The sequence below is a fragment of the Leptolyngbya sp. PL-A3 genome (assembly GCF_039962325.1).
In the GTDB taxonomy this organism is placed as follows: domain Bacteria; phylum Cyanobacteriota; class Cyanobacteriia; order Elainellales; family Elainellaceae; genus Vacuolonema.
Genome location: NZ_JAMPLB010000049.1, coordinates 20,221 through 40,560, shown reverse-complemented (window position 1 = coordinate 40,560; position 20,340 = coordinate 20,221). Strand labels below are relative to the sequence as shown.

The 20,340-nt window shown below is 47.7% G+C and carries 20 protein-coding genes and 5 pseudogenes; 2 read left to right on the top strand and 23 right to left on the bottom strand.

What is annotated here, in order from left to right:
- The first annotated feature begins 4 nt into the window (after positions 1-4).
- Together NDI52_RS25915 and NDI52_RS25910 are read left to right on the top strand one after the other, a co-directional pair.
- Positions 5-628 (top strand): response regulator transcription factor, encoded by a 624-nt coding sequence (locus NDI52_RS25915; protein ID WP_190774146.1) that lies wholly within the window; start codon positions 5-7, stop codon positions 626-628.
- Positions 629-944: 316 nt separating this feature from the next.
- Complete coding sequence (locus NDI52_RS25910; protein WP_190774170.1) at positions 945-1,577, top strand: response regulator transcription factor; 633 nt, start codon at positions 945-947, stop codon at positions 1,575-1,577.
- 324 nt (positions 1,578-1,901) lie between these two features.
- On the opposite strand, the gene NDI52_RS25905 is transcribed toward NDI52_RS25910, so the two are convergent.
- The 23 genes and pseudogenes from NDI52_RS25905 to NDI52_RS25795 all read right to left on the bottom strand — a co-directional run.
- The gene (locus tag NDI52_RS25905; protein WP_190774145.1) at positions 1,902-2,306 is read right to left on the bottom strand and encodes a DUF302 domain-containing protein; all 405 of its coding nucleotides are present in this window, start codon (positions 2,304-2,306) and stop codon (positions 1,902-1,904) included.
- A 522-nt stretch (positions 2,307-2,828) separates the two neighbouring features.
- A complete protein-coding gene (locus NDI52_RS25900) occupies positions 2,829-3,221 on the bottom strand; it encodes a DUF6130 family protein (RefSeq protein WP_348256556.1) in 393 nt (130 codons plus the stop codon).
- 60 nt (positions 3,222-3,281) lie between these two features.
- Positions 3,282-4,250 carry an alpha/beta hydrolase gene (locus NDI52_RS25895; RefSeq protein ID WP_199330882.1) on the bottom strand — a complete coding sequence of 323 codons (969 nt, stop codon included), beginning with the start codon at positions 4,248-4,250 and terminating at the stop codon, positions 3,282-3,284.
- A gap of 206 nt (positions 4,251-4,456) precedes the next feature.
- Positions 4,457-5,104: a cysteine hydrolase gene (locus NDI52_RS25890; RefSeq protein ID WP_190774142.1), complete on the bottom strand. Its 648-nt coding sequence runs from the start codon at positions 5,102-5,104 to the stop codon at positions 4,457-4,459.
- Between the two features lie 145 nt (positions 5,105-5,249).
- On the bottom strand, positions 5,250-6,245 hold the full coding sequence (locus NDI52_RS25885; protein ID WP_190774141.1) for an alpha/beta hydrolase: 996 nt from the start codon (positions 6,243-6,245) through the stop codon (positions 5,250-5,252).
- Between the two features lie 113 nt (positions 6,246-6,358).
- On the bottom strand, positions 6,359-7,075 hold the full coding sequence (locus NDI52_RS25880; RefSeq protein WP_190774140.1) for a dienelactone hydrolase family protein: 717 nt from the start codon (positions 7,073-7,075) through the stop codon (positions 6,359-6,361).
- A 185-nt stretch (positions 7,076-7,260) separates the two neighbouring features.
- Positions 7,261-8,133, bottom strand: a complete 873-nt coding sequence (locus NDI52_RS25875; RefSeq protein ID WP_190774139.1) for an alpha/beta hydrolase — start codon at positions 8,131-8,133, stop codon at positions 7,261-7,263.
- Positions 8,134-8,171: 38 nt separating this feature from the next.
- Positions 8,172-9,041 (bottom strand): alpha/beta hydrolase, encoded by an 870-nt coding sequence (locus NDI52_RS25870; RefSeq protein ID WP_190774138.1) that lies wholly within the window; start codon positions 9,039-9,041, stop codon positions 8,172-8,174.
- 58 nt (positions 9,042-9,099) lie between these two features.
- Positions 9,100-9,750 (bottom strand): MOSC domain-containing protein, encoded by a 651-nt coding sequence (locus NDI52_RS25865; RefSeq protein WP_190774137.1) that lies wholly within the window; start codon positions 9,748-9,750, stop codon positions 9,100-9,102.
- A gap of 28 nt (positions 9,751-9,778) precedes the next feature.
- A complete protein-coding gene (locus NDI52_RS25860) occupies positions 9,779-11,272 on the bottom strand; it encodes an FAD-binding oxidoreductase (RefSeq protein WP_190774136.1) in 1,494 nt (497 codons plus the stop codon).
- Between the two features lie 3 nt (positions 11,273-11,275).
- Entirely contained in the window at positions 11,276-12,853 is a 1,578-nt protein-coding gene (locus NDI52_RS25855) for a GMC family oxidoreductase N-terminal domain-containing protein (protein ID WP_190774135.1), read from the bottom strand.
- 24 nt (positions 12,854-12,877) lie between these two features.
- Positions 12,878-13,348, bottom strand: a complete 471-nt coding sequence (locus NDI52_RS25850) for a cupin domain-containing protein (RefSeq protein ID WP_190774134.1) — start codon at positions 13,346-13,348, stop codon at positions 12,878-12,880.
- A gap of 40 nt (positions 13,349-13,388) precedes the next feature.
- Complete coding sequence (locus tag NDI52_RS25845; RefSeq protein WP_190774133.1) at positions 13,389-13,979, bottom strand: DNA starvation/stationary phase protection protein; 591 nt, start codon at positions 13,977-13,979, stop codon at positions 13,389-13,391.
- Positions 13,980-14,026: 47 nt separating this feature from the next.
- Positions 14,027-14,761 (bottom strand): alpha/beta hydrolase, encoded by a 735-nt coding sequence (locus tag NDI52_RS25840; RefSeq protein WP_199330881.1) that lies wholly within the window; start codon positions 14,759-14,761, stop codon positions 14,027-14,029.
- A gap of 700 nt (positions 14,762-15,461) precedes the next feature.
- Positions 15,462-16,091 (bottom strand): response regulator transcription factor, encoded by a 630-nt coding sequence (locus NDI52_RS25835; RefSeq protein WP_190774132.1) that lies wholly within the window; start codon positions 16,089-16,091, stop codon positions 15,462-15,464.
- Between the two features lie 104 nt (positions 16,092-16,195).
- Positions 16,196-16,589, bottom strand: a pseudogene (locus NDI52_RS25830) (cytochrome c oxidase subunit 3); the annotation flags it as partial.
- Positions 16,576-16,951: pseudogene (locus tag NDI52_RS25825) on the bottom strand (cbb3-type cytochrome c oxidase subunit I); the annotation flags it as partial. The pseudogenes NDI52_RS25830 and NDI52_RS25825, both read right to left, overlap by 14 nt.
- Complete coding sequence (locus NDI52_RS25820; protein ID WP_190774130.1) at positions 16,941-17,387, bottom strand: cytochrome c oxidase subunit II transmembrane domain-containing protein; 447 nt, start codon at positions 17,385-17,387, stop codon at positions 16,941-16,943. The gene NDI52_RS25820 and the pseudogene NDI52_RS25825, both read right to left, overlap by 11 nt.
- 272 nt (positions 17,388-17,659) lie before the next feature.
- On the bottom strand, positions 17,660-18,004 hold the full coding sequence (locus tag NDI52_RS25815) for a hypothetical protein (RefSeq protein ID WP_190774129.1): 345 nt from the start codon (positions 18,002-18,004) through the stop codon (positions 17,660-17,662).
- Between the two features lie 85 nt (positions 18,005-18,089).
- Positions 18,090-18,236, bottom strand: a pseudogene (locus NDI52_RS25810) (DUF2231 domain-containing protein); the annotation flags it as partial.
- 112 nt (positions 18,237-18,348) lie between these two features.
- Positions 18,349-19,014 (bottom strand): annotated as a pseudogene (locus NDI52_RS25805) (DUF2231 domain-containing protein); the annotation flags it as partial.
- Between the two features lie 233 nt (positions 19,015-19,247).
- Positions 19,248-19,691: an ATP-binding protein gene (locus NDI52_RS25800; RefSeq protein ID WP_242045964.1), complete on the bottom strand. Its 444-nt coding sequence runs from the start codon at positions 19,689-19,691 to the stop codon at positions 19,248-19,250.
- 21 nt (positions 19,692-19,712) lie between these two features.
- Positions 19,713-20,296: pseudogene (locus tag NDI52_RS25795) on the bottom strand (IS3 family transposase); the annotation flags it as partial.
- Positions 20,297-20,340 lie beyond the last annotated feature (44 nt).

The window sequence follows — 20,340 nt, the reverse complement described above, 5'->3', positions numbered from 1 at the left end:
CCTCATGAACCCAGTCATTCGTGTTCTAATTGTCGATGACCACAAGATCGTCCAGCAAGGATTAGCTGCCGTTATCAACAAACAACCTGATATGACTGTTGTAGGCGAGGCCAAGGATGGAATTGAGGCAATCGCCTTATTTCGCCAATTACAGCCTGACGTGACCTTAATGGACTTACGAATGCCCCAGATGGGAGGGGCCGAAGCCATTAGTGCTATTAGTGCTGAGTTCAGCGCAGCCCGCATCATCATACTCACCACTTACGATGGAGATGAAGATATTTATCAAGGGTTACGAGCCGGGGCAAAGGGCTACCTGCTCAAGGACTGTGAATCCGACGATTTGCGAACGGCAATTCGTACTGTCCATGCAGGGCAACGGTATATTCCCCCGCACGTCGCTGCGAAGCTCGTGCAGCGCCTAGATCATCCGGAATTGAGTCAGCGTGAGGTGGAGATACTCCGACTGGTTGCACAGGGCATGAACAATTTGGAAATCAGCACTGCCTTAAATATTAGTGAAAGCACAGTCAAAGTTAATCTCAGCCGAATTCTCAGCAAGTTAGGAGCTAAAGATCGCATCCAGGCAGCCATTATTGCTCTTAAGCGGGGAATTGCTAGCCTCTAAGCTGATCGTACCAATTCAAGTTCAAGAATGAACTGAACTAAAGTTTAGGTTATCGTAATACTTTAAGTTACATATTCATAGCTATTTCGCTACCTAGATCTAGACTCAAATCTAAGACAGATTTGAGCCTACGTTGTATATTGAGCCATACGAGAGGTGGCTCGGATTGAAGAAAAGAGATTGATTAGTACCCATAGTACAAAACTTTAGAACTTGAACCTTTACTTACTGCGATCGTTAAAACTGGAGATTTTTCATGATTAATCAGTTTCCTCAGAAAATTACATCAATACTGCCTCCCATCGAGAGCGAACAGATGAATAGCCAATCCGCTTCAATTCGTGTTCTCATTGTTGATGACCACTCCATCGTTCGGCAAGGATTGGCTACCATTATCAACCGCGACCCCGAGATGACAGTGGTTGCTCAAGCCGAAAATGGACAACAGGCGATAGACCTCTTCCGCGAACATCAACCCGATGTGACCCTGATGGATCTGCGAATGCCTCAGGTGGCCGGTGTAGAAGCGATTAATACAATTTGCGGTGAATTTCAAGCAGCTCGTATCATGGTATTGACAACCTACGATGGTGATGAAGATATCCATCGGGGATTGCAAGCAGGTGCTCAGGGTTACCTGCTCAAGGATGCTAAACCGAATGAACTGCTGACTGCAGTTCGTACCGTCCATCGAGGCCAAAAGTATATCTCACCAGAAGTAGGAGCAAAACTGGTGCAGCGGATGAGAAACCCAGAGCTGAGTGAACGAGAGTTAGCGGTACTGCGATTGGTCGCGCGAGGGATGAGTAATCTAGATATTGCCACTGCTTTGAGTATTAGTGAAAGCACCGTTAAGTCTCATATTAATCGTATTTTAAGTAAGCTGGGAGTCAACGATCGCACTCAAGCAGTCATTATTGCGGTCAAGCGTGGAATTGTGAGTTTGTGAGCTGTACTCAGGTTTGCCTAAAGTGAACTCATGCTAACAAGGGTAGCAAAGTAGCAATTCTCATTTTGGAATCCAACCCGAAAATAGCCCGCCGAGGGCGGGCTATTTTCGGGCTTCAAAGCTGAGAGATCGTGTCTGTAGGGCGCAAGCTCACAGGCTTCATTCCAAAATGAGAATTGCTGGTGGCAAAGTGGCCCAATTGCAAGTTAAGGTTTATTTAGGTAAAGTTGGTTGAAAGAGTGACTTTTCCGTGCGCTTCGCACACGAAAAAATGGTCTTATAACAGGCCCTAATTCGATTAAGAAATAACATTGGAATATAGCCCTAGACCAATACTTGTTCAATTAAAGTCGTAGTAACTGCAATATTTTTGATCAGGTCATCCGGCAGGGAGAAGCGTTTTTTTAGATAATTAGGGTTGTTATAACTTAGCCATACCCTGTTGCCAACTGCTTCCCATACCAATATCTTCAAAGGTAGATCCAGAGCGATAGTAGGCTCGGCCACCATCAATGGAGTTCCCGCTTTAGGGCTACCGAATAGCAGCAACTGCATTGGAGGTAGGGACAGACCAACTTTTTTAGCTTCAGCTTGCTGATCAATACAGGCAAAGATAGTGATACCTTTTGCCTGAAGGAGAGCCGTCAGGCGATTAATTGTTTCTGTGACCGAATAGGGGCTGGGTTGGTTGATAATACCGTTACTTATGCTTACTAAATTAGCCTGCATCAATTCGCTCCTGTTCAATTACTTGGTTTGCTTAAAGGGCTAATAAACTTAGCGTTCGTAGCAACAGCCGCTGCTATCAATTGTTCTATGTTCCAGCGATCGCCAGAGTATATCCCAGTCCTGCAAGTAACTAATTCGTTGAAAAGCGAGAAACGCTCTCTTAAGTAATTGGGATCGCTGTAACTCAGCCATACTTGGCTCTCAGGTACTTCCCAATTTAGTACTTGGATAGGAAGATTGAGGGTGATAGTGGGTTATGCCACGATGAGCGACGTTTAAGCTTTAGGATTGCCAAACGGCAGCAACTGGGTTGGGAGTAGACTTAGTCCATTTTTACGGTTTCAGCCTGTTGAGCAATAGGAATAGGCATGGTGATATTTTTGGCTGAAGTAGGTTCTCCAAGCGATCGATGGGTTCCGCTACTGAATATGGGCTAGATTGGCTAATATGCCATGAGTGGACTCCTTCTACGAAACTTGCTCTTAGAAATGTGCGCTGGAGTGTTACGAAAAGGTGAGGTGCCTACTCATTCTTTAAGCCAGGCAGCATGAACGTCACAGTTTCGCTAGTAAGTACTTTGTGCGTAGGGTCAGCTAGTTCAATCAGCACTGTGTGTGAGCCAGGTGCCAAACCAACCAAAATAATCGTTTCACCGCTGGCATCGACAAAGTGCCACGGCGCGTCGTCAACGGTGATGTGGATATGCCCGACGCGCGGCGATACTGCGAGAGCACCTTTGCCGAACACTGGCAACACGCGCAAGTTCTCCGTTCGGTACTGGATAAAGACGCGCCCCTGAGCCAACGGTTCAGGAAGCGGTGGATCAACAATCAATTTGGCTGGTGCTTCGTTTTCAATCGCAATCAAGGGCGATGATCCGCGAATATCTTTGGCGCTTAATGCATGGGCGTTCATGTCGGTTAAGTTCCTGAGAGCGGTGTATAGAACATTTTTTGAACAGCGAAAAATCTAGAATTACAGCTTTAGAGAAGCTATACCTTTGTTTGCTGCAAGTTCCCAGACCGCAGCTACGAATGCTTGGGGATCTTCTTCGGGCAGGTTGTGACCGACGTTTGGAATAACTTGATGCTGCCGGTTGCCAGTGAACTTCGCTGCCGTCGATTTGCCATCTGTTGCTGGCACGATACCATCTGCATCCCCGTCCAACGTGATTGTCGGTACAGAAATGGTCGGTTGCGTTGCGAGCCGCTGCTCAAGCTCCTCGTACATTGGATATCCTGCTGCAAGTCCCAGCCGATGGCGGTAGGAATGGATTACCACATCCACATAGTCAGGATTATCAAACGCGCTGGCGTGGCGATCGAGCGTCGCTTCGTCGAACCGCCAGGCCGGTGAGTTGCGAGTCCAAAGGGTTTTGGCAATCTCACGCCTGTTAGCTGTCAGTCCGGCGCGTCCACGCTCAGTCACAAAATAGTATTGATACCAGATGCCAGATTCGATCATGGGTGAAAGTGGTAGCCCTGCCTTGGCAATATCCTGGATCAGGTAGCTGTTGACGGACACCAGACCCATGCAGCGTTCAGGCCAGAGTGCCGCAACAACGCAAGCAGCTCGCCCACCCCAGTCATAGCCAGCAAGTACAGCCTGATTTAGCTGCAGTGCATCCATCAGGGCAATCACATCAACACCGATCGCAGCTTGCTGCCCAGAGCGGGGTGTTTCGCTATCAAGGAAACAGGTTGATCCATGTCCCCGCAGGTAGGGGACAATCACTCGACATCCGCGAGCAGCGAGCATTGGTGCAATGTCAACATAGCTATCGATGGAATATGGGAACCCATGCAACAGTAGCACCGGAGATCCATTGCTCGGTCCTGCTTCGTAATAACCTATGTCGAGGACGCCCGCATTGATCTGCTTGATGGGAGCAAACTCAAATTCGGATTGTTTGGACTTGTCGGAGTTTGTGTATACGGTACCCATAAGTGTTATTTCTGTGAGCATACTTGCTACCGACGTTTACAGAAAGTGGTAATGGTTGTGTTTAATTGTTTTGAGTATGGGGCTTGTTTATTAGATTGGTGAATGAGGTGGTTACGCGGAGCTTAGTACCAGAAACAACTGCAAAGCATCTTCCCCTCAATCCGCAATCCATAAACAAGAAATAGGTGTAGAGCGTGGATTTGGCATCACGCCATGGCTGCTACAACATCGTCTGTGGACAGAACCGCATTGGCGATATAACCAAAATTGATCAGTGCTGCCTTGTAACCATCCCCCAGGTCCGGATGGCGAGGAGCTGCCGTTGCATCCTTGACGACAAGAACCTCAAATCCCTGTTCAATCAGATCACGCAGGTGAGCTTCAACACAGAGGTTTGCCAACATTCCAAGCAGAATAACTTTGCTCAGGTTGCGCTTACGCAGTTGTAGAACGAGATCGTTGCTTTGCGGCCCATAGACCTTGTGGGGACTAACTACGATCGTTTTGCCATCCTCAATAAAAGGCTTGTAGCAATCGAGCCAATCCGCACCTGATCCTTGAAAACCATCGAGGGTTAAGGGCCCCGTGCGAACAAACTCCTTTACCCCAAGCATCATCTGCTCCAGAGTTCCGGCAAACTTCCAGTTGTAGTCGGTGGGGTAGTAATAGTGTGGGGAAATGAATACCTCAAAGTCTCCCTGTTTAGCAGCTTTGAAGACTCGTTCAATATTCTTAACAGTTCTATTGTCTTTGACACTTTCACCCACCAAATCCCAGGAAACGCCTGTTTCACTTAAGACATCATTTTGTGGATCAATAACGACGATCGCAGTATCGTTTTTGTTGATATTCATATCTCCTCTGATGTGTTCATTTGTAATTGAATAATCTCCTTTCCGCTGGCATAAACCCCGGAGATTTGTACTAAAAATGAGCCATAACGTCTCATTTAGGAGCTGAAACCCCCAAGGTCTTAGCACAGCGGAAAACGATCGCAGCCTATTGGAGACGTTTCTTCAATTCAGCAGCAGCTTGAACAAACAGAGAGCGGACTTCTGGCAGCTCAGCTAAACCATTCAGCAGTCCAAAGTCATGAATCATGCCGTTGTACTGCACGGTTGTTACCTCTACCCCAGCTTCATCGAGCTTGCGCCCATACGCTGTGCCTTCGTCATGCAAAACATCGCTCTCTGCGACCACAAGTAACGTTGGAGGTAAACCTTTCAGTTGCTCAACCGTCGCTTGCAGAGGAGAGGCATAAATATCTTTGCGCTTTTCTGGGTCAGGGATGTACATGTCATACATCCATTTCATCGTGGGTACGGTGAGGAACCGTTTGTCGCCAAATTGCTGATAAGAATTCGTTTCAAAATCGGCAGCGACGATCGGCCACATCATAATTTGTAACTTGATGTGTGGTCCTCCTTTTTCTTTCGCTTTCAAAGCCGTTACTGTTGTCATATTGCCGCCAACACTGTTGCCGACGACTGCTAGATTCTTGCCATCCACACCAATCTCCTCACCGTGCTCGGCAACCCATTTAGTCGCAGCATAAATCTCATTGATCGCCTGGGGATACTGAGCATCTGGCGTGCGAGTGTAGTTGACAAATACCCCTGCAAACCCTGAAAGCACAACCAGGTCACGCACCATGCGTTTGTGTGTCGGATAATCGCCCAGTACCCAACCGCCACCATGAATAAAGATGAAAACAGGCAAGATGCCTTTGACCCCTTCAGGTCGCACAATATTGAGCGTAACCGAATAACCATCGGCGATAATTGTTTTCTCAGACTCTTCAATGCCCGAAAGATCGACTGGGACGGAGGCTTGTGCATCCACAAGAACCTGGCGTGCTTCAATTGGAGTGAGTTGTTCCAGTGCCACACCGCCTGAATTCAGTAGTTTCAGAAATTCCTTTGTTCCTTTGGAAAGACGTGGATCATCTGCAACTTCCAAAAGTTTTGCTGCTTGTGAGTTTACCTGAGCAACCATGACATTCTCCTTAAGTTTATAGATGGTGGATAATCTGCTGAATTGGCACTGTCAAGCTACCTGACTCGACAATGTTCGTTGATGTACAACGCTCGGGAAAGGGCAATCACCGACTACCCTAAATGCTGTTTTAGAAACGCCAACGTGCGATCGCCCGCTAATTCTGCGGCTTCTTTGCGATAAGCGGAGCTTCCTGCACGACTAAACCCATGGCTCACTCCTTCATAGCGATAGATTGTGACCAGCGGGTTATCTTTCAGCCCTTGCTGAATGGTTGATTGAGCACTGGATGGCACATACTCATCATTTCCTGCCATGTGCAAGATTAGCGGTTTCTGAATCTTTGTTGCCTCTGCTAGATTCTGATCAATGTCAACACCGTAGTAACTGACGTTGGCATCCGCATCCGTACGTGTTGCCATGAAATAGGCCAGTTTACCGCCCGAACAAAAGCCCACACTACCAACTTTATCTGTGTCGCTGGGATGCTGCCGTAGAAAAGATAGACTTGCTTTCAGGTCTTCTATGCCGCTATCCCAATCAAACACTCCAAGTAGCTCAAAGGCTTTAGTACGCTGCTTCTCATCGTCGAAATCAAGTTCGATACCGGGTTCTAGCCGCCAATACAAATCAGGTACGAGCACCCGATAGCCGACCTTCGCAAAATCATTGGCAATCTCTCGCATATTTTGATTGACCCCAACAATTTCTTGAATCAACACAATTCCTGCACGCGGTTGAGTACTGGGTGCTGCTAGATAGGCGCTAAAACTCTCTCCAGATAAAGCTGGGATGGTTACATTCTGAACGACTAAATTTTGAGTTATCATGGTGCCCCTTTGAAAATTTACTGGTTAGACGCTGACCGAATTCAACAATGTAACCGAATGCAAGTAGAAAGAGATCGCCAAGCGTCATCAGCACGATTGCAATGAGCACAAGAGGAAGTCACTGCGACAAGATGGTGTACTCTTTAGGGTGGTTAAATGACTGCCAGGTCAGCGATTAAGCCTTCTCATAAAGCCGCGATCGGTTGGAACTGTGACGCGAGAAATTGAGCGATATGACTGGCGATCGCATCCCCCTCTTCCTCTAGCGCAAAGTGCCCAGTGTCAAACAAATGAAACTCAAGGTTCTCTAAGTCGCGTTTGTAGGCATAGGCTCCCTCGACTAAAAAGCCGCGATCGTTTTTGCCCCACACCACCAGTGTAGGTGGTTGATATTGACGCAAGTACGCTTGCCATTCGGGGTACAGCAACACATTGGACTGGTAGTCATATTTCAATGCCAGTTGAATGTCCTGGTTACCTGGGCGATCGAGGCGTGCTTGATCTAGAGTCCAGGTATCGGGGCTGAGGCTTTCTAGATTCTTGGTTCCGGTAGTGTAATACCGTTTCGTGACATCCGCTGTCATCGTCTGGCGCACCCGATCCGCATTCTCAGGTGTCCGGTTCTGCCAATAGGCTCGCATGGGCTTCCAGAAGTCACCCAGCCCCTCCTCGTAGGCGTTGCCATTTTGTACAATCAGCGTTTCGATCCGCTCCGGATGCTGCGTGGCCAGGCGATAGCCAATTGGAGCGCCATAATCCATCAAGTAAAGGCTGTAGCGGTTTAAGCCGATCGCAGTGATAAAGCCTGCCATCACTTCAGTAAGGCGATCGAAGGTGTAATCAAACTCATCCACCGTGGGCATGGCACTATAACCAAAGCCAGGGTAATCAGGGGCAATGAGATGGAACTTATCTGCAAGCGCAGGGATCAGATTGCGGAACATGTGAGATGACGTTGGATAACCGTGCAGCAGTAGCACCGTGGGTTTGTCACGCGAACCAGCTTCACGGTAGAAGATATCCAAGCCATCAACCGAAACTGTGCGAAATGTAGTCATGGAGTTTACTTTTCTGAATGATGATTACCTCCACAGCATCAGGCAGCGATGGGTTGCAGTCGAGACGCGAGGAATTGGCTGATATGGGCTGCGATCGCGTCCCCATCTTCTTCTAAAGCAAAATGTCCGGTATCAAGTAGATGCAATTCAACATCTTTCAGGTCGCGCTGATAGGGATAAGCACCATCAGCGGGGAAAATGTGATCGTTTTTGCCCCAAACAATTAGAGTTGGAGGTTGATACTGACGGAAATACTCTTGCCATTGCGGATAGAGCGGTGGATTTGTGCCATAGCTATACAGCAGCGCCAGTTGAATCTCACCGTTGCCAGGGCGATCGAGGAAATGTTGATCTATTGTCCAGGTGTCAGGGCTAATTGCTTCCAAGTTGCGAACACCATTGGTATATTGCCACTTCGTTGCTTCCAGAGTGGCAAGGTATTGAAGCTTTTCAGCGTTCTCAGGCGATCGCTCCTGCCAGTAAGCCTTAATCGGTTCCCAAAATTCGCGCAGCCCTTCCTCGTAAGCATTGCCATTTTGCACAATCAGAGATTGCACGCGCTCTGGATGTTTAGCGGCAATCCGGTAGCCAACTGGAGCACCATAATCCATCACATAAAGGCTGTACTTTTTGAGATCAATCGCAGCAATAAACTTCTCCATGATCTCAGCTAGATGATCAAACGTGTAGTCAAATTCATCCACTGTTGGCATCGAACTGTTGCCATAGCCAGGATAATCAGGCGCAACCAGATGGAACTTATCGGCCAGTGTGGATATTAAGTTGCGGAACATATGAGATGAAGTTGGGAAGCCGTGTAGCAGCAGAATTGTTGGGTTATCACGAGAGCCAGCTTCACGGTAGAAAATGTCTAAACCATCGATCGAAACGGTGCGATATGTAGTCATGGAATTACTCCTTATAAATGTATAGAAATGGCATGATGACGTTTTACGACAGGTTGGTTTATCTCATATCCTGACGCCGGATCTGTTCCTGAAAATAGTCTCGCCAACTTGCGGGTAACGCTTCCAGTTGAGCCGCGCGACGCAGTAGATCGGGATTATCCTGCTCACGTACATAAAGTTGAGTGATGTCGGCAACCGTGATGTTGTGGTCATCGCGACTGACTAGCTCCAACGTGTCTCCGGTTCCAACTTCACCTTCTCGCAAAACGGAGAAGTAAAAGCCAGTGCGACGGCTGGCGAGAAATCGTTTCACCATATCGGGTCGCCCAAAGCGAATTCCCAGCTTGTAGCAAGGTAATCGCGGTTGAGTCACCATTAGTTCCACACTGCCGATCTGAAAGCGATCGCCAATGTTCAATTCTTCTTCTTTAAATCCCGTAACTGTGAAATTTTCACCAAAGATACCTGGTGTCAACTCTATGTCAGGCAATTCGCTCCGCCAGTAATCGTAATGTTCAAATGGATAGACATAAATGGCTTTATCTACTCCACCATGAACGGTGAGATCCGCCTGTCGATCGCCATCCAAATTGAGCGATCGCACCATCACTCTCGCGTTGACTGGCTCTTTGAAAATTCCAGTGCTAACGGTTTTCCCTTTCCAGTTCACTTCGCGTGGTAGTCCAACATTGACAGAGATGAGTTGCATAATTCACTCCAGTTTGAATGATGGAGGGCTATAACCTCGCCGGGGCAGTAAGCAGCGCTGGGGTAACGGTGGGTTTGATATTCTGGTTAAGACGGAACAGATTAGTTGGGTCATATTGGTTCTTGAGCGCAACCAATCGAGCGTAGGTAGCAGGTGGGTAAGCTTCATGAACACCGTGTTCTCCTTCGTCTGCCAGGAAGTTCACATAGGCAGCGTTGGTATAGGGCAAGAGCGTCCGAAAAACGTGCAGCATGTGGGCATCAAGACTGGTAGCATCAACCGATACTGGTTCGGAATGGGCGATCAACACCATGCCCTGTTTGTCGCGGTGAGCAAAGGCAGTTGCCTCTGGGGCGACTCGACTCATCGCTCCACCAAGAACACGCAGGATGACGGTCATTTCAGGCGACATGACGGACTGAGAGGATTCAACCAACGTATGCAATATTTCCTCAGAGAACGTCTCAAACAACAGCGATCGCCCATGATGTTGCATACCCGGTATCGTCCCGATCTCAGTGAACGAAAAAATGTTCGGATAGGGCATTGGTGTAATCAAGTCAGCGATCGGGGTGGCAATCTGACGTAGGGGAGCCAAAACCCGCTCACCTTCACTGAGGTCGCCCGTATAGCAGACGAAAATACCGACAATCGGTTTTCCCTGCTTCTCAGGTGGAATGAAAGGAGCAGGTGGGGCAAGGGTAAACAGTGCCTGGGTCGAGAGCCCATCCGGGGCGGCGGTTGCTAGACGAACATACTCTCGCAGGATGCGCTCCGCCTCCGTTGCTTCGTAGAAGACGATACCGCCCAGAATCATTCCGCCTGGGTGCAGATCTACCTCAAATGCGGTCGCAATGCCGAAGTTGCCACCGCCACCGCGCAGGCCCCAAAACAGTTCAGGATTTTCATCGGCACTGGCACGCAGGATCTGTCCATCCGCAGTCACCACTTCTACCGATCGCAGGTGGTCAATGGTTAGACCGTAGGCGCGTACCATCCAACCGATGCCACCACCCACGAGTAAGCCACCTACCCCTACATTGGAAGTATCGCCCGCCGTTATTGCCAGACCAAACGGCTGAAGCGTATTGGCAACCTCGCCCCAGGTGAGCCCAGGCTCCAAACGAGCCGTGCGACAAACTGGATCGATTGTAATCGTCTTCAGATTGGAAAGGTCGATCACCAGTCCACTATCGTTGCTGCTATATCCGGAGAGACTGTGTCCGCCGCTCCGTACCGAAAGCGTCATCGTCAACTCCCGCGCAAAAATGACAGCAATTCTGACATCTTCGGCATCGGCACAGCGCACGATCGCAGCAGGATAGTGATCATAGAAACCGTTCCAGACTTTTCGTTCAGCTTCATAAGCAGGGTCGCCCGGAAGAATCAGTTCACCTCGCAAGTTCGAGGTCAGTCTCTCCAGCGCCTGTCTGTCGGCATATTGCTTCTCTTGTGAAGATGTTGTTTGACCGTGAGATGGTCCATTTGAGTTGGACTGAGCTACATCCTGATGCTTTAACATAAGTTATTTCCTGGGATTGTTTGGAGATATGAGAATATTTCTGTTGCTCAAGGAGTTGTGTCTGCGACTTGCTTTAATTAAATCCGCTGCCTTCTCACCGATCATGATGGTCGGTGCGTTTGTATTTCCTGTAGTGATGGTTGGCATGATAGAGGCATCAACCACACGTAGCCCCTCAACCCCACGTACTCGTAGTTCAGGATCTACCACGGCCATTGAATCAATACCCATTTTGCAGGTGCCGACCGGATGCCATAGGGTACTGCAAGTGTCCCGAATGTAAGCTTCAAGTGCTGCATCACTCTGAATGTCAGCCCCCGGAGCGATTTCCTTTCCACGAAACTCATTGAAGGTATGGCTCTGAAACAATTGACGCATTAATTTAATGCCCTCAACCAGCTTCTGCACATCGGCTTGATTTTGCAGGTAGTTCATCTGCATGACTGGCGGGTCTTTTGGATCGGATGATCGCAAGCTGACACTGCCAAGATTTTGGAAACGGGTAAGAGAGACTGCACCCGTAAATCCAAAATTAGCGGGGGTATAACCCGGTGATAAGAATTGAATAGGACCAAAGAAGAACTGTAAATCTGGCGCAGCATCTGGATTGCCCTCACTATGCAAAAACAATCCGGCTTCGGTGCCATTACTGGTGATAGCAGGATGTACATCCTGAACGGCTTCCTGAACAACACAAGTGAGAATGTGATCCTGAAGATTTTGACCAACCCCTGGTAAATCAACGACTACAGAAATTCCCATTGCTTGTAGATGTTCTGCATCCCCAACACCAGATAGCATCAGCAACTTGGGTGAATCAAATGCGCCTGCACTTAAGATCACTTCCTGGTCGGCTCTGACCCGTTGCAGCGTACCCTCCTGCAGATATTCCACTCCAACGGCACGGCTGCCCTCAAACAGCAATCGCGTTACCAATGCCCCTGTCGTTATAGTCAGATTGGGCCGATCGAGAATGGGGAGGAGAAAGGCAGCAGCAGCACTGTGCCGTTTACCATCCTTAACGGTTAACTGATAAGGTCCTGCCCCTTCCTGCTGTGGACCGTTAAAATCAGGATTATAGTCGTATCCCATTAACACACAGGCATCGACAAAGCAGTTGGAAACCGCAGCAGGGGCCATTACATCGGTAACGCTCAACTCCCCATCAACCCCGTGAAAATCCGATGCGCCTCGCTGCTGGTGCTCTGATTTCTTAAAGTAGGGCAAAACATCCTGATAACTCCAACCGGAATTTCCCAACGACTGCCAGTGATCATAATTGTGAGGGTTGCCCCGGACATACATCATGAAATTAATCGAACTGCTGCCCCCCAAGACTTTGCCACGCGAGCAAAACATTTTGCGATGATTCAGGTAGGGTTCCGGCTCAGAGAAATAGCCCCAGTCCACCTCAGAGCCAAGTAAACTAATGCATTTTGCTGGAATCTGGATCTCCGGCTTCGTATCTGGATTGCCCGCTTCGAGGAGCAACACAGTTGTGTCAGGGTCTTCTGTTAGACGGTTAGCAACTACACAACCTGCTGACCCCGCACCGATCACAATATAGTCATACTGAGTCATAGAAATCTCCTGCGTTAGTTCTGTTCATTGTTCCGCGAGGATTGCTACATCTTTATTGGATCCTGTAGGCAACGTTCCAGGAGGACCCAGAAACTCGTCTCCGATCTCGGCAGAAATGCGTTCAAATAGCGCCATATCTGCTGGTTCTGTTTCATCTAACGTCCCGGTTGCTGCAATTAACCGAGCAAAACTGCTGGGTGCAGAAACGACTAATGCACGCGCTGGTTTATCGCTTAACACGCCAACAACATGAGAAATGCCAGGAGAAATCAGAAAGCTTTCGCCAAGGGTTAGCACTACCTTGTTCTCACCTGCCCAGACCGTGAGTTCTCCTTCCAGCACGTAGAGTTGTTCGGAATAGCGCGTGTGGCGATGGAGGGGTGTCATTGTACCCGGAGGGTTGTAGCCCTCGATTAGGTCGTACTGGCCACCGGTTGTAGTGTGATCGGCAATGATGGTAAGGCGGTTGCCAAAAAGCCAGAAAGACTGTGTCATGAGCTTGCTCTTGTTGATATAAGTTCCTGAATAATCGAAGCTAGCTATGTACCAGCGGTGTATCGACCAAATGCTCTGCTAGAAACCAAACTTGTGTCTCATGAGTTCGCAAGGCTTGACTTACTAACAAATCATTAGTGCCACTGTCTTGATTTGCGGCTGTTTTATCGATCGCCACCCGCAATTCCCCAATGATCAACTCATGGGCTTCCAGCAGTCGTGACAACATCACGGGTACTTCCTCAACGCCGTTGGGAGGACGATTAATTTTGGTGACTTCTGCCACATGACGAGGATCAGCGATCGCCACTCCCCCCAATGTTTGTACCCGTTCACCCAATGCATCAATCAACTCAATCTGCTCACTGGCGTGTTTGTCGAGCAACAGATGCAGTTGGTAAAACGTATGCCCGCGCATCAACCAGTGATGTTTCTTGTAAAGTTGGTAGAGAATGATCGTATCTGCCAAAATTTGATTGACCAAGGTGCAGCTTTCGCTGCGGGCGCTGGGGTTGAGAACAATTGGCAGATCGCGCAGAGTACCGTACTGCTGTAGTTCATATCCATGTTGATGCAGTAGAGGCTGGCTGCGATCAACTTCAGCAATTTTACCTGTGTTTTGAGCCGGCACGATCGGATCTCCTAAAATCAGTAATGGGCGTCTTCAATGTTTTTGGATTACTCCACAGCAGAACTTGCTGCTTCAATCACTCTGGCAACCTCTTCTGGATGAGAGATAAAAGGAACATGGCTGGAGTTGACTTCGGTTACCTGAGCACCCATTCGTTGAGCCATGAAACGCTGAAGTTCAGGGTTGATGGCGCGATCGCTTTGAGTCACTAGAAACCAGGAGGGAATTGTTTTCCAGGCAATGTCATTCACTGATTGCTCAAATGCAGCGCTAGCAATCGGCTTTTGAGTGGCTGCCATCACCCGCGCCTCAGTCTCTGATACGTCTTGGGCAAAAAATTCGTGAAACTTCCCGCGATCAACATAGAGAAAGTTTTCTGTATCCGACACGATTGCCGTACTAATCGGAGGTGCTGCGTACCGTTTATTCAAATCACTCGTCTTTTCACCAACATCGGGTGCGAAAGCATTCACATAAACCAGAGCTTTCACCTGTGGATGGCCTGCTGCAGCACCCGTAATCACATTGCCACCATAGGAATGCCCGACTACAACAACAGGACCCTCCTGATTGCTAATCACACGCTTCGTCGTTGCTACATCATCAGCAAGGGAGGTGAGTGGAATTTGCACAGCGGTTACTGTGTAGCCGTCCTGTTCCAACAATGGAATGACGTGTTGCCAGGATGTGCCGTCAGCATAAGCCCCATGCACGAGAACGATCGCAGGTTTAGAATTGGACGATTGAGGCAATTCTTGTGAAATGGCTGTTGTTGAACGCATTGATATCCCAACGACAGCACCTAATGCAAATAACCACAGCAACAATTTTTGAACTGTTTTCCATCTAAAAGCCATCATTGTGACCACCTCTATATTCCTACTAAATTGCTGAAACCTTGGTTCTCATCCTATATAGAAGTTGTGAAATACTTCCTGCTGAAATGCTGGCTAGGATAAGCATCAAAACCCTTAATTATGTGCAGCAACAATGGCTACCATCATTCGCTCAATAGCCCAGTGAGCGGTATAGCAAATTCTATTAATAACCAATGCTGAGGTAGCCGTTACTCCACTTTGATAGTCGCTCTCGATATGATGGATACCATCGTTGAGAAATATTGAGCCCTAAATCATTGGCATACGCTACAAGAGAGCTGTTTTTTAGCGCCTGTTGATGCGTAAACAGTAGGCCATGCATAGAGCGAGTGCCACGGCTTAATATTTATGATTCCTCCTGCCATTGTTGAACCTTCAAATACAGCCCATCTCAGAGGAAAGAGCAAAAGAGATGGAAAGTAATTTGTTTTACCTTTACTCTCTATCCTTTCCCAAAATTGGGAACTTCAATTCGTTATTTGTATGGCTTTAGCTTATAAAACTAATGCTCCTTTGTCGCCAACTCGGAGTTGAGTCTTGGCAGAAACGAAAGGATGAGCACTATCTATCTCTACAACTAATCATCAATCGAACTTAAGTTCAGTTACAGCTTTGCAAGTCCTCGTTTCAAGGCTGTAACCACCGCCTGAGTGCGATCGCTCACGCCCAATTTGCTCAAAATACGGTTGATGTGGAATTTTACAGTACTTTCAGTAATATTCAAAGCCGTACCAATATCATGATTGCTTAAGCCATCCACCATGAGATAAATGACTTCCCGTTCGCGATCGCTCAATACTGGGTTATTCATACGTTGCACCAGCTTGGCACCCACTTCGGGAGGGATATATTGTTGCCCGCTGTGAACAATATGGATAGCATTGAGGAGTGCATCGGGTTCAGCATCTTTGAGCAAATAGCCTTTAGCTCCAGCATGTAATCCACGATAAATATCTTCGTCACCATCGTAAGTCGTTAGCACAATGATGCGGGCATGGGCAAATTCGGCGCAGATGGCGATGGTCGCATCCACACCGCCCATGTGCGGCATTCGTAAGTCCATTAGGACAACATCAGGCTGTAGCTGTCGATATCGGTCGATCGCGTCCTGCCCGTTACCTGCTTGTCCCACCACAGTCATGTCTGGCTCATTCTCAATCATGGCGGCGAGTCCCTGCCGGACGATCGCGTGATCATCGACGATTAAAATGCGGACTGTTGTAGATGGGCTCATACTGCTGCCTCCCGGTTCACAGTGACAACCACTTCTGTACCTTACCCCAGTTGGCTCTCAATTGAGAGCTGTGTTTTGTAAGAAGATCCAGCCGCTAGCGGTTCCTACCAGATGTAAAGTAGCAAAAATAGAATCACCCAAATACTATCCACAAAACGCCAGAACAGGGTTGTAGCACTCACACCAAAGTGACCATGATCATAGTTATGAAACAGGAGCGATCGCCCCAGCATCACGAGTTGCAAAATCACACCGCTCAGCATATGCAATCCATGAAAGCCTGCCAGGATATAGAATCAATACTCTGGACAGTTTTCTGAAACCCTTGATTTTGCGTGCGCTTCGCGCACGCAAAATCAAGGGTTTCAGAAAAACTGTCCGAACTAATGAGAATATAGCTCCCGTTAATCCTGTTCTCAGGCCAAAGTCGAGATGGCTCCACTCAATGCCCTGCCCAATGAGAAAATAAGTTCCCATTAACGTGGTTACTGCCCATAAAACATAGATGCTGATAAAGAATGGGATCGCCGCCCTCCGATGGCTTGAAAATATGAGTGCCAGCAGAAAGGTCAAACATCAGCAGAATCAGTGCGCCTGCCAGTGAAGGTAGATTCACCAATTGCAACAATTGGGCACTGAGAACAGACCAGACAAAGACGGGCATGCGAAAAAAGGTCATACCGGGTGCCCGTAACCAAATAATGGTGCTGACAAAATTGACCGCTCCCATGATGGAGGAAATCCCGATCAGCAAAAGACTCACAATCCAGAAAAGCTCACCGTTAATCGGTGGCCCTGGGGGAAATTGCAAACTCATCGGTGGAAGACCACCAACCCGCCTGAGCCGGGTCATGGGGAAGCAGGTTTTAGGGACGTAGTGGAAACGGCGATCGCAGGGGGCACTTCTAGAGGAAGCTGCACAATCTGCTTCAGGCCCAAAATATTGAGTTGATTGTAAATATTAATGTTTTGAAATGCGATCCAGGCTACTAACAGTAACGGAACGATAGCCCATAAAATTTCCAGTTTTGTGCTTCCCCGCGCAGGATGGCCCTCACTGTAATCACCAGGTTTTGCACGAAAGAATAGGACTGAGTAAAGAATCATACCCACCAGCCCCAGAAAAATAAAGGCTCCAACAGCCACAAGGAAGCTGAACAATTGATCGACATTCTGAGCTTCTGTCGTAGCCTGAGGTGGCATCCAATTATAAGATTGGAGCCCTATCCATCGGCTCACAATAGTAGGGGCGGCGATGGAAGCCGTTAGCAACACATACTCAAAAATCCCCACCATATTTTATTCCAAGAGGTTTCATAACCTTTTCGTGGATTGAGATAATCCTATAGGAAGAACTTAAAGTACCCTGGACGGTTAGGCATCTAACCCCTGGGATAGCAGGAAAGACTCTCAAAAGTAAGAGGCAAGTTTCACTAAAATTTTACTTTTATATGAGTCATGCTGTACAAGACAAAAGCTGAGATGCATCCCAGTTTTGTAGGTTGAAAATCTGTTTTTGTGAGTGCACCCTGAGGGATGAGGTATTACCTCATTCTCTTCCACCGTTTCTACCTTGAAAAAGCAAACAACACTAACAACACAAAGCTAAGAGAGAAGGCTGTAATCAGGGCATGCTCAAATCGTCGGCTAAAGAAACCTACAATCGCTGCAATGATTAAAATAAAAAGAACTGCACCAATATAGACAGCCACTTCTCCACCGTAATCAATCAAGGGATCAGATTGAGCCTGTGGAATAGACCTCTGAGCTTTAGATTCAGATGCAATAATATAACGGTATGCAAAAATGTTAAACGTAAAAATACCCATAGAAGATATATAGCGACTGATGCTCATTCGCTTCATCAATAAGTACAGTGCTACACTTCCAAGGAATACATCGAGGATCAACATTAATACAGCCCTACATAACACTAAATGCCTGCAAATCTACATAGCAAAACGCTTATTTTAGCAGTATCTCATTAGGATTCTCACCCTACCTGAGTAGGTGTACTGCTGAATTATGAATACCAAATTCATTTCTTAAGTGAGCTCCAAGTGTTCCATGAAGATATAACGCGCCTAGTAGAAATACGCCAACTAACAAGTAGCTCCACTGCACTTGCCTGGAAGCATTTACACGCTAGTGGTCTGTCAATGTTCAAGTGTGGGGTTATCCCACACTTGAACATGAAACTTGAGGATTTTTTGAGGGGTCGCAGACCCCTCAAAAACTTCTTGACAGAGTACTAGTGGTACCGTTGTAACCCTCGCCATAGTGTCATTCCTTCAATCACAGCAAGTAATAAAACTCCCCCGATCCCGTGCAGCAATAGAACCGTAGCAAACGTGATGATCGCTGCTGCGGCAAGGTTGTACCAACCCACATCATAAAAGCGTGAACGGAAAGCAGGAAGTGCCAGAAATTTGAAGATGGGTTTTCCAAAAGAAAATAGTGTTCCAGCCATGCCAAAGGCGATCGCCAGAATCACCAATTGAGTGCCCAGAAAAGTCTGAAACACGACCAGACAACTCAACAGCGTAGCCGCTCCTAGATAGATGGGGGAAACTTTGAGCGGATTCTGCCGACGTATTGCAAATCGCCAGGCTACAATAATTGTCGATAATACGGCCAAAGACCAACCTGTGACAGTATGTAGATTTAGAATTGATTGAGCAGCTTTATAGGGCTGTGCTAAGCCTGCCTCAAATTGACCGAAGATAATAACTGGAAAAATCACAATTGCAGCGAAGAACAAATTCCAAAAACTTACCTCAAACAAGCGATGTTGGTGCGCTACATAACCCCAAACATCACAAACAAACGAAAACAATACCATCGCAATCACAAAGTAAACCAGGATGGGATGAATAGGATCAGGATAGGGTAGGTTTTGCTGATTGAGAGGTAGATTGAACATCTCCTTACCGACTGTCAATCGGGTTAGCCTCATCTGTTAGACTGCCTGCATTATTCAACAGAATAGTGAAGTTGGAATGAAAGGTATCTATGCCCTCAGGTAGATAAGTAATTAGCTTCACATCCTGCCTCTTTTTCGTTTAGCGGTTTTTAGCGCCGCACAGCGCCGCTGAAAACGGTACCCGAACGTGGCGCGCTAAGTGTGTCATCATCCCGCCCAAAAAATGAGTAGCTTTACTTGCGATCAAGTGGAAGTCGGACGGTGAAAATGCTACCCTGCTCTGGCTGGCTTTGAACATGAATGCTACCCTGATGGGCTTGCACAATAGCTAGAACGATCGCCAATCCCAAAACTGCCCCTCCTGTCCGCCGGGAGCGATCGCCCTGAATCCGGTAGAAGCGATCAAAAATGTGACGTTGATCTTCAGGGTTAATCCCCACACCCGTATCTTGAACCTGAATGATGGCATAGTTCTCACTCCGGCTTAGGGCGGCGAGCACCTTACCACCTACAGGGGTTGCTTGAATTGCATTATCAATCAGATTACTAACCATCCTATAAAGCTGCTCTTCGTTGCCAACAACCGTTATCGGTTCAGAAACTTGAAGATCAGCACTCAGCGTGACTTCCTCTGCGATCGCCAAATAACCCAATGACGAATATATTCTCTTTTTCATGTACATATTCTTCAAGAACTACTCAATCTGCCCATACGCTTCTATAAAATTCCGATACTCTGACAAGTCAATCTCTTCCTCCTTAATCGTTCTCATTAAGGGCTCTGCAAACCGTTTTACCATGTCTGTCCCACTTCAGCCATACTCAGCTTAACTCCGTGCTGTTGCAGTAGTTTTACATACTCGCTCGCTGCATACTATACTCCCTGATCTGTATGATGGATTTCCGGTTGTCCCCTTGCCAACCCTTTGTTTAAGGCTGTCATCGTCAAGCTCACACCCACACTTCTTGCAGAATGTCAATCCCGGATACTGAGTGTAAACCCATCCATCAACACGGTTAAATAAACAAACTCCTGTTGCAGCCTGCTGTAGGTGATATCTCCCACGCAAACCTGATCCGGCCGCACGATCGCCACCTCCATTACCAGGTTGGGATACCGCTTGAAGTCATGGTTGTTGGTGGTTCGTTTTCGCTTGGCTGGACGCTTGCCTGCCAGACTTAACTCCCGCATCAATTGAGCTACCCGCTTATGGTTAATTTCATATCCCTGGCGATGTAGCATGACAGTGACATGACGGTAGCCATACGTCGGATATTGCCCTCTAGGGCACCAGGCTCTAAACGTTTTCCAGCTTTCTTTTCGCT

Bases quoted from the DNA above. Each gene is read 5' to 3' on its own strand.
- NDI52_RS25915 (WP_190774146.1), top strand. From the start codon at position 5: ATGAACCCAGTCATTCGTGTTCTAATTGTCGATGACCACAAGATCGTC.
- NDI52_RS25860 (WP_190774136.1), bottom strand. From the start codon at position 11,272: ATGTTAAAGCATCAGGATGTAGCTCAGTCCAACTCAAATGGACCATCT.
- NDI52_RS25815 (WP_190774129.1), bottom strand. From the start codon at position 18,004: ATGTTGATCCTCGATGTATTCCTTGGAAGTGTAGCACTGTACTTATTG.
- NDI52_RS25875 (WP_190774139.1), bottom strand. From the start codon at position 8,133: ATGACTACATTTCGCACAGTTTCGGTTGATGGCTTGGATATCTTCTAC.
- NDI52_RS25800 (WP_242045964.1), bottom strand. From the start codon at position 19,691: ATGAAAAAGAGAATATATTCGTCATTGGGTTATTTGGCGATCGCAGAG.
- NDI52_RS25895 (WP_199330882.1), bottom strand. From the start codon at position 4,250: ATGGGTACCGTATACACAAACTCCGACAAGTCCAAACAATCCGAATTT.
- NDI52_RS25890 (WP_190774142.1), bottom strand. From the start codon at position 5,104: ATGAATATCAACAAAAACGATACTGCGATCGTCGTTATTGATCCACAA.
- NDI52_RS25820 (WP_190774130.1), bottom strand. From the start codon at position 17,387: ATGGTGGGGATTTTTGAGTATGTGTTGCTAACGGCTTCCATCGCCGCC.
- NDI52_RS25880 (WP_190774140.1), bottom strand. From the start codon at position 7,075: ATGATAACTCAAAATTTAGTCGTTCAGAATGTAACCATCCCAGCTTTA.
- NDI52_RS25865 (WP_190774137.1), bottom strand. From the start codon at position 9,750: ATGCAACTCATCTCTGTCAATGTTGGACTACCACGCGAAGTGAACTGG.
- NDI52_RS25835 (WP_190774132.1), bottom strand. From the start codon at position 16,091: ATGAGCCCATCTACAACAGTCCGCATTTTAATCGTCGATGATCACGCG.
- NDI52_RS25870 (WP_190774138.1), bottom strand. From the start codon at position 9,041: ATGACTACATATCGCACCGTTTCGATCGATGGTTTAGACATTTTCTAC.
- NDI52_RS25850 (WP_190774134.1), bottom strand. From the start codon at position 13,348: ATGACACAGTCTTTCTGGCTTTTTGGCAACCGCCTTACCATCATTGCC.
- NDI52_RS25900 (WP_348256556.1), bottom strand. From the start codon at position 3,221: ATGAACGCCCATGCATTAAGCGCCAAAGATATTCGCGGATCATCGCCC.
- NDI52_RS25905 (WP_190774145.1), bottom strand. From the start codon at position 2,306: ATGCAGGCTAATTTAGTAAGCATAAGTAACGGTATTATCAACCAACCC.
- NDI52_RS25885 (WP_190774141.1), bottom strand. From the start codon at position 6,245: ATGGTTGCTCAGGTAAACTCACAAGCAGCAAAACTTTTGGAAGTTGCA.
- NDI52_RS25855 (WP_190774135.1), bottom strand. From the start codon at position 12,853: ATGACTCAGTATGACTATATTGTGATCGGTGCGGGGTCAGCAGGTTGT.
- NDI52_RS25840 (WP_199330881.1), bottom strand. From the start codon at position 14,761: ATGCGTTCAACAACAGCCATTTCACAAGAATTGCCTCAATCGTCCAAT.
- NDI52_RS25910 (WP_190774170.1), top strand. From the start codon at position 945: ATGAATAGCCAATCCGCTTCAATTCGTGTTCTCATTGTTGATGACCAC.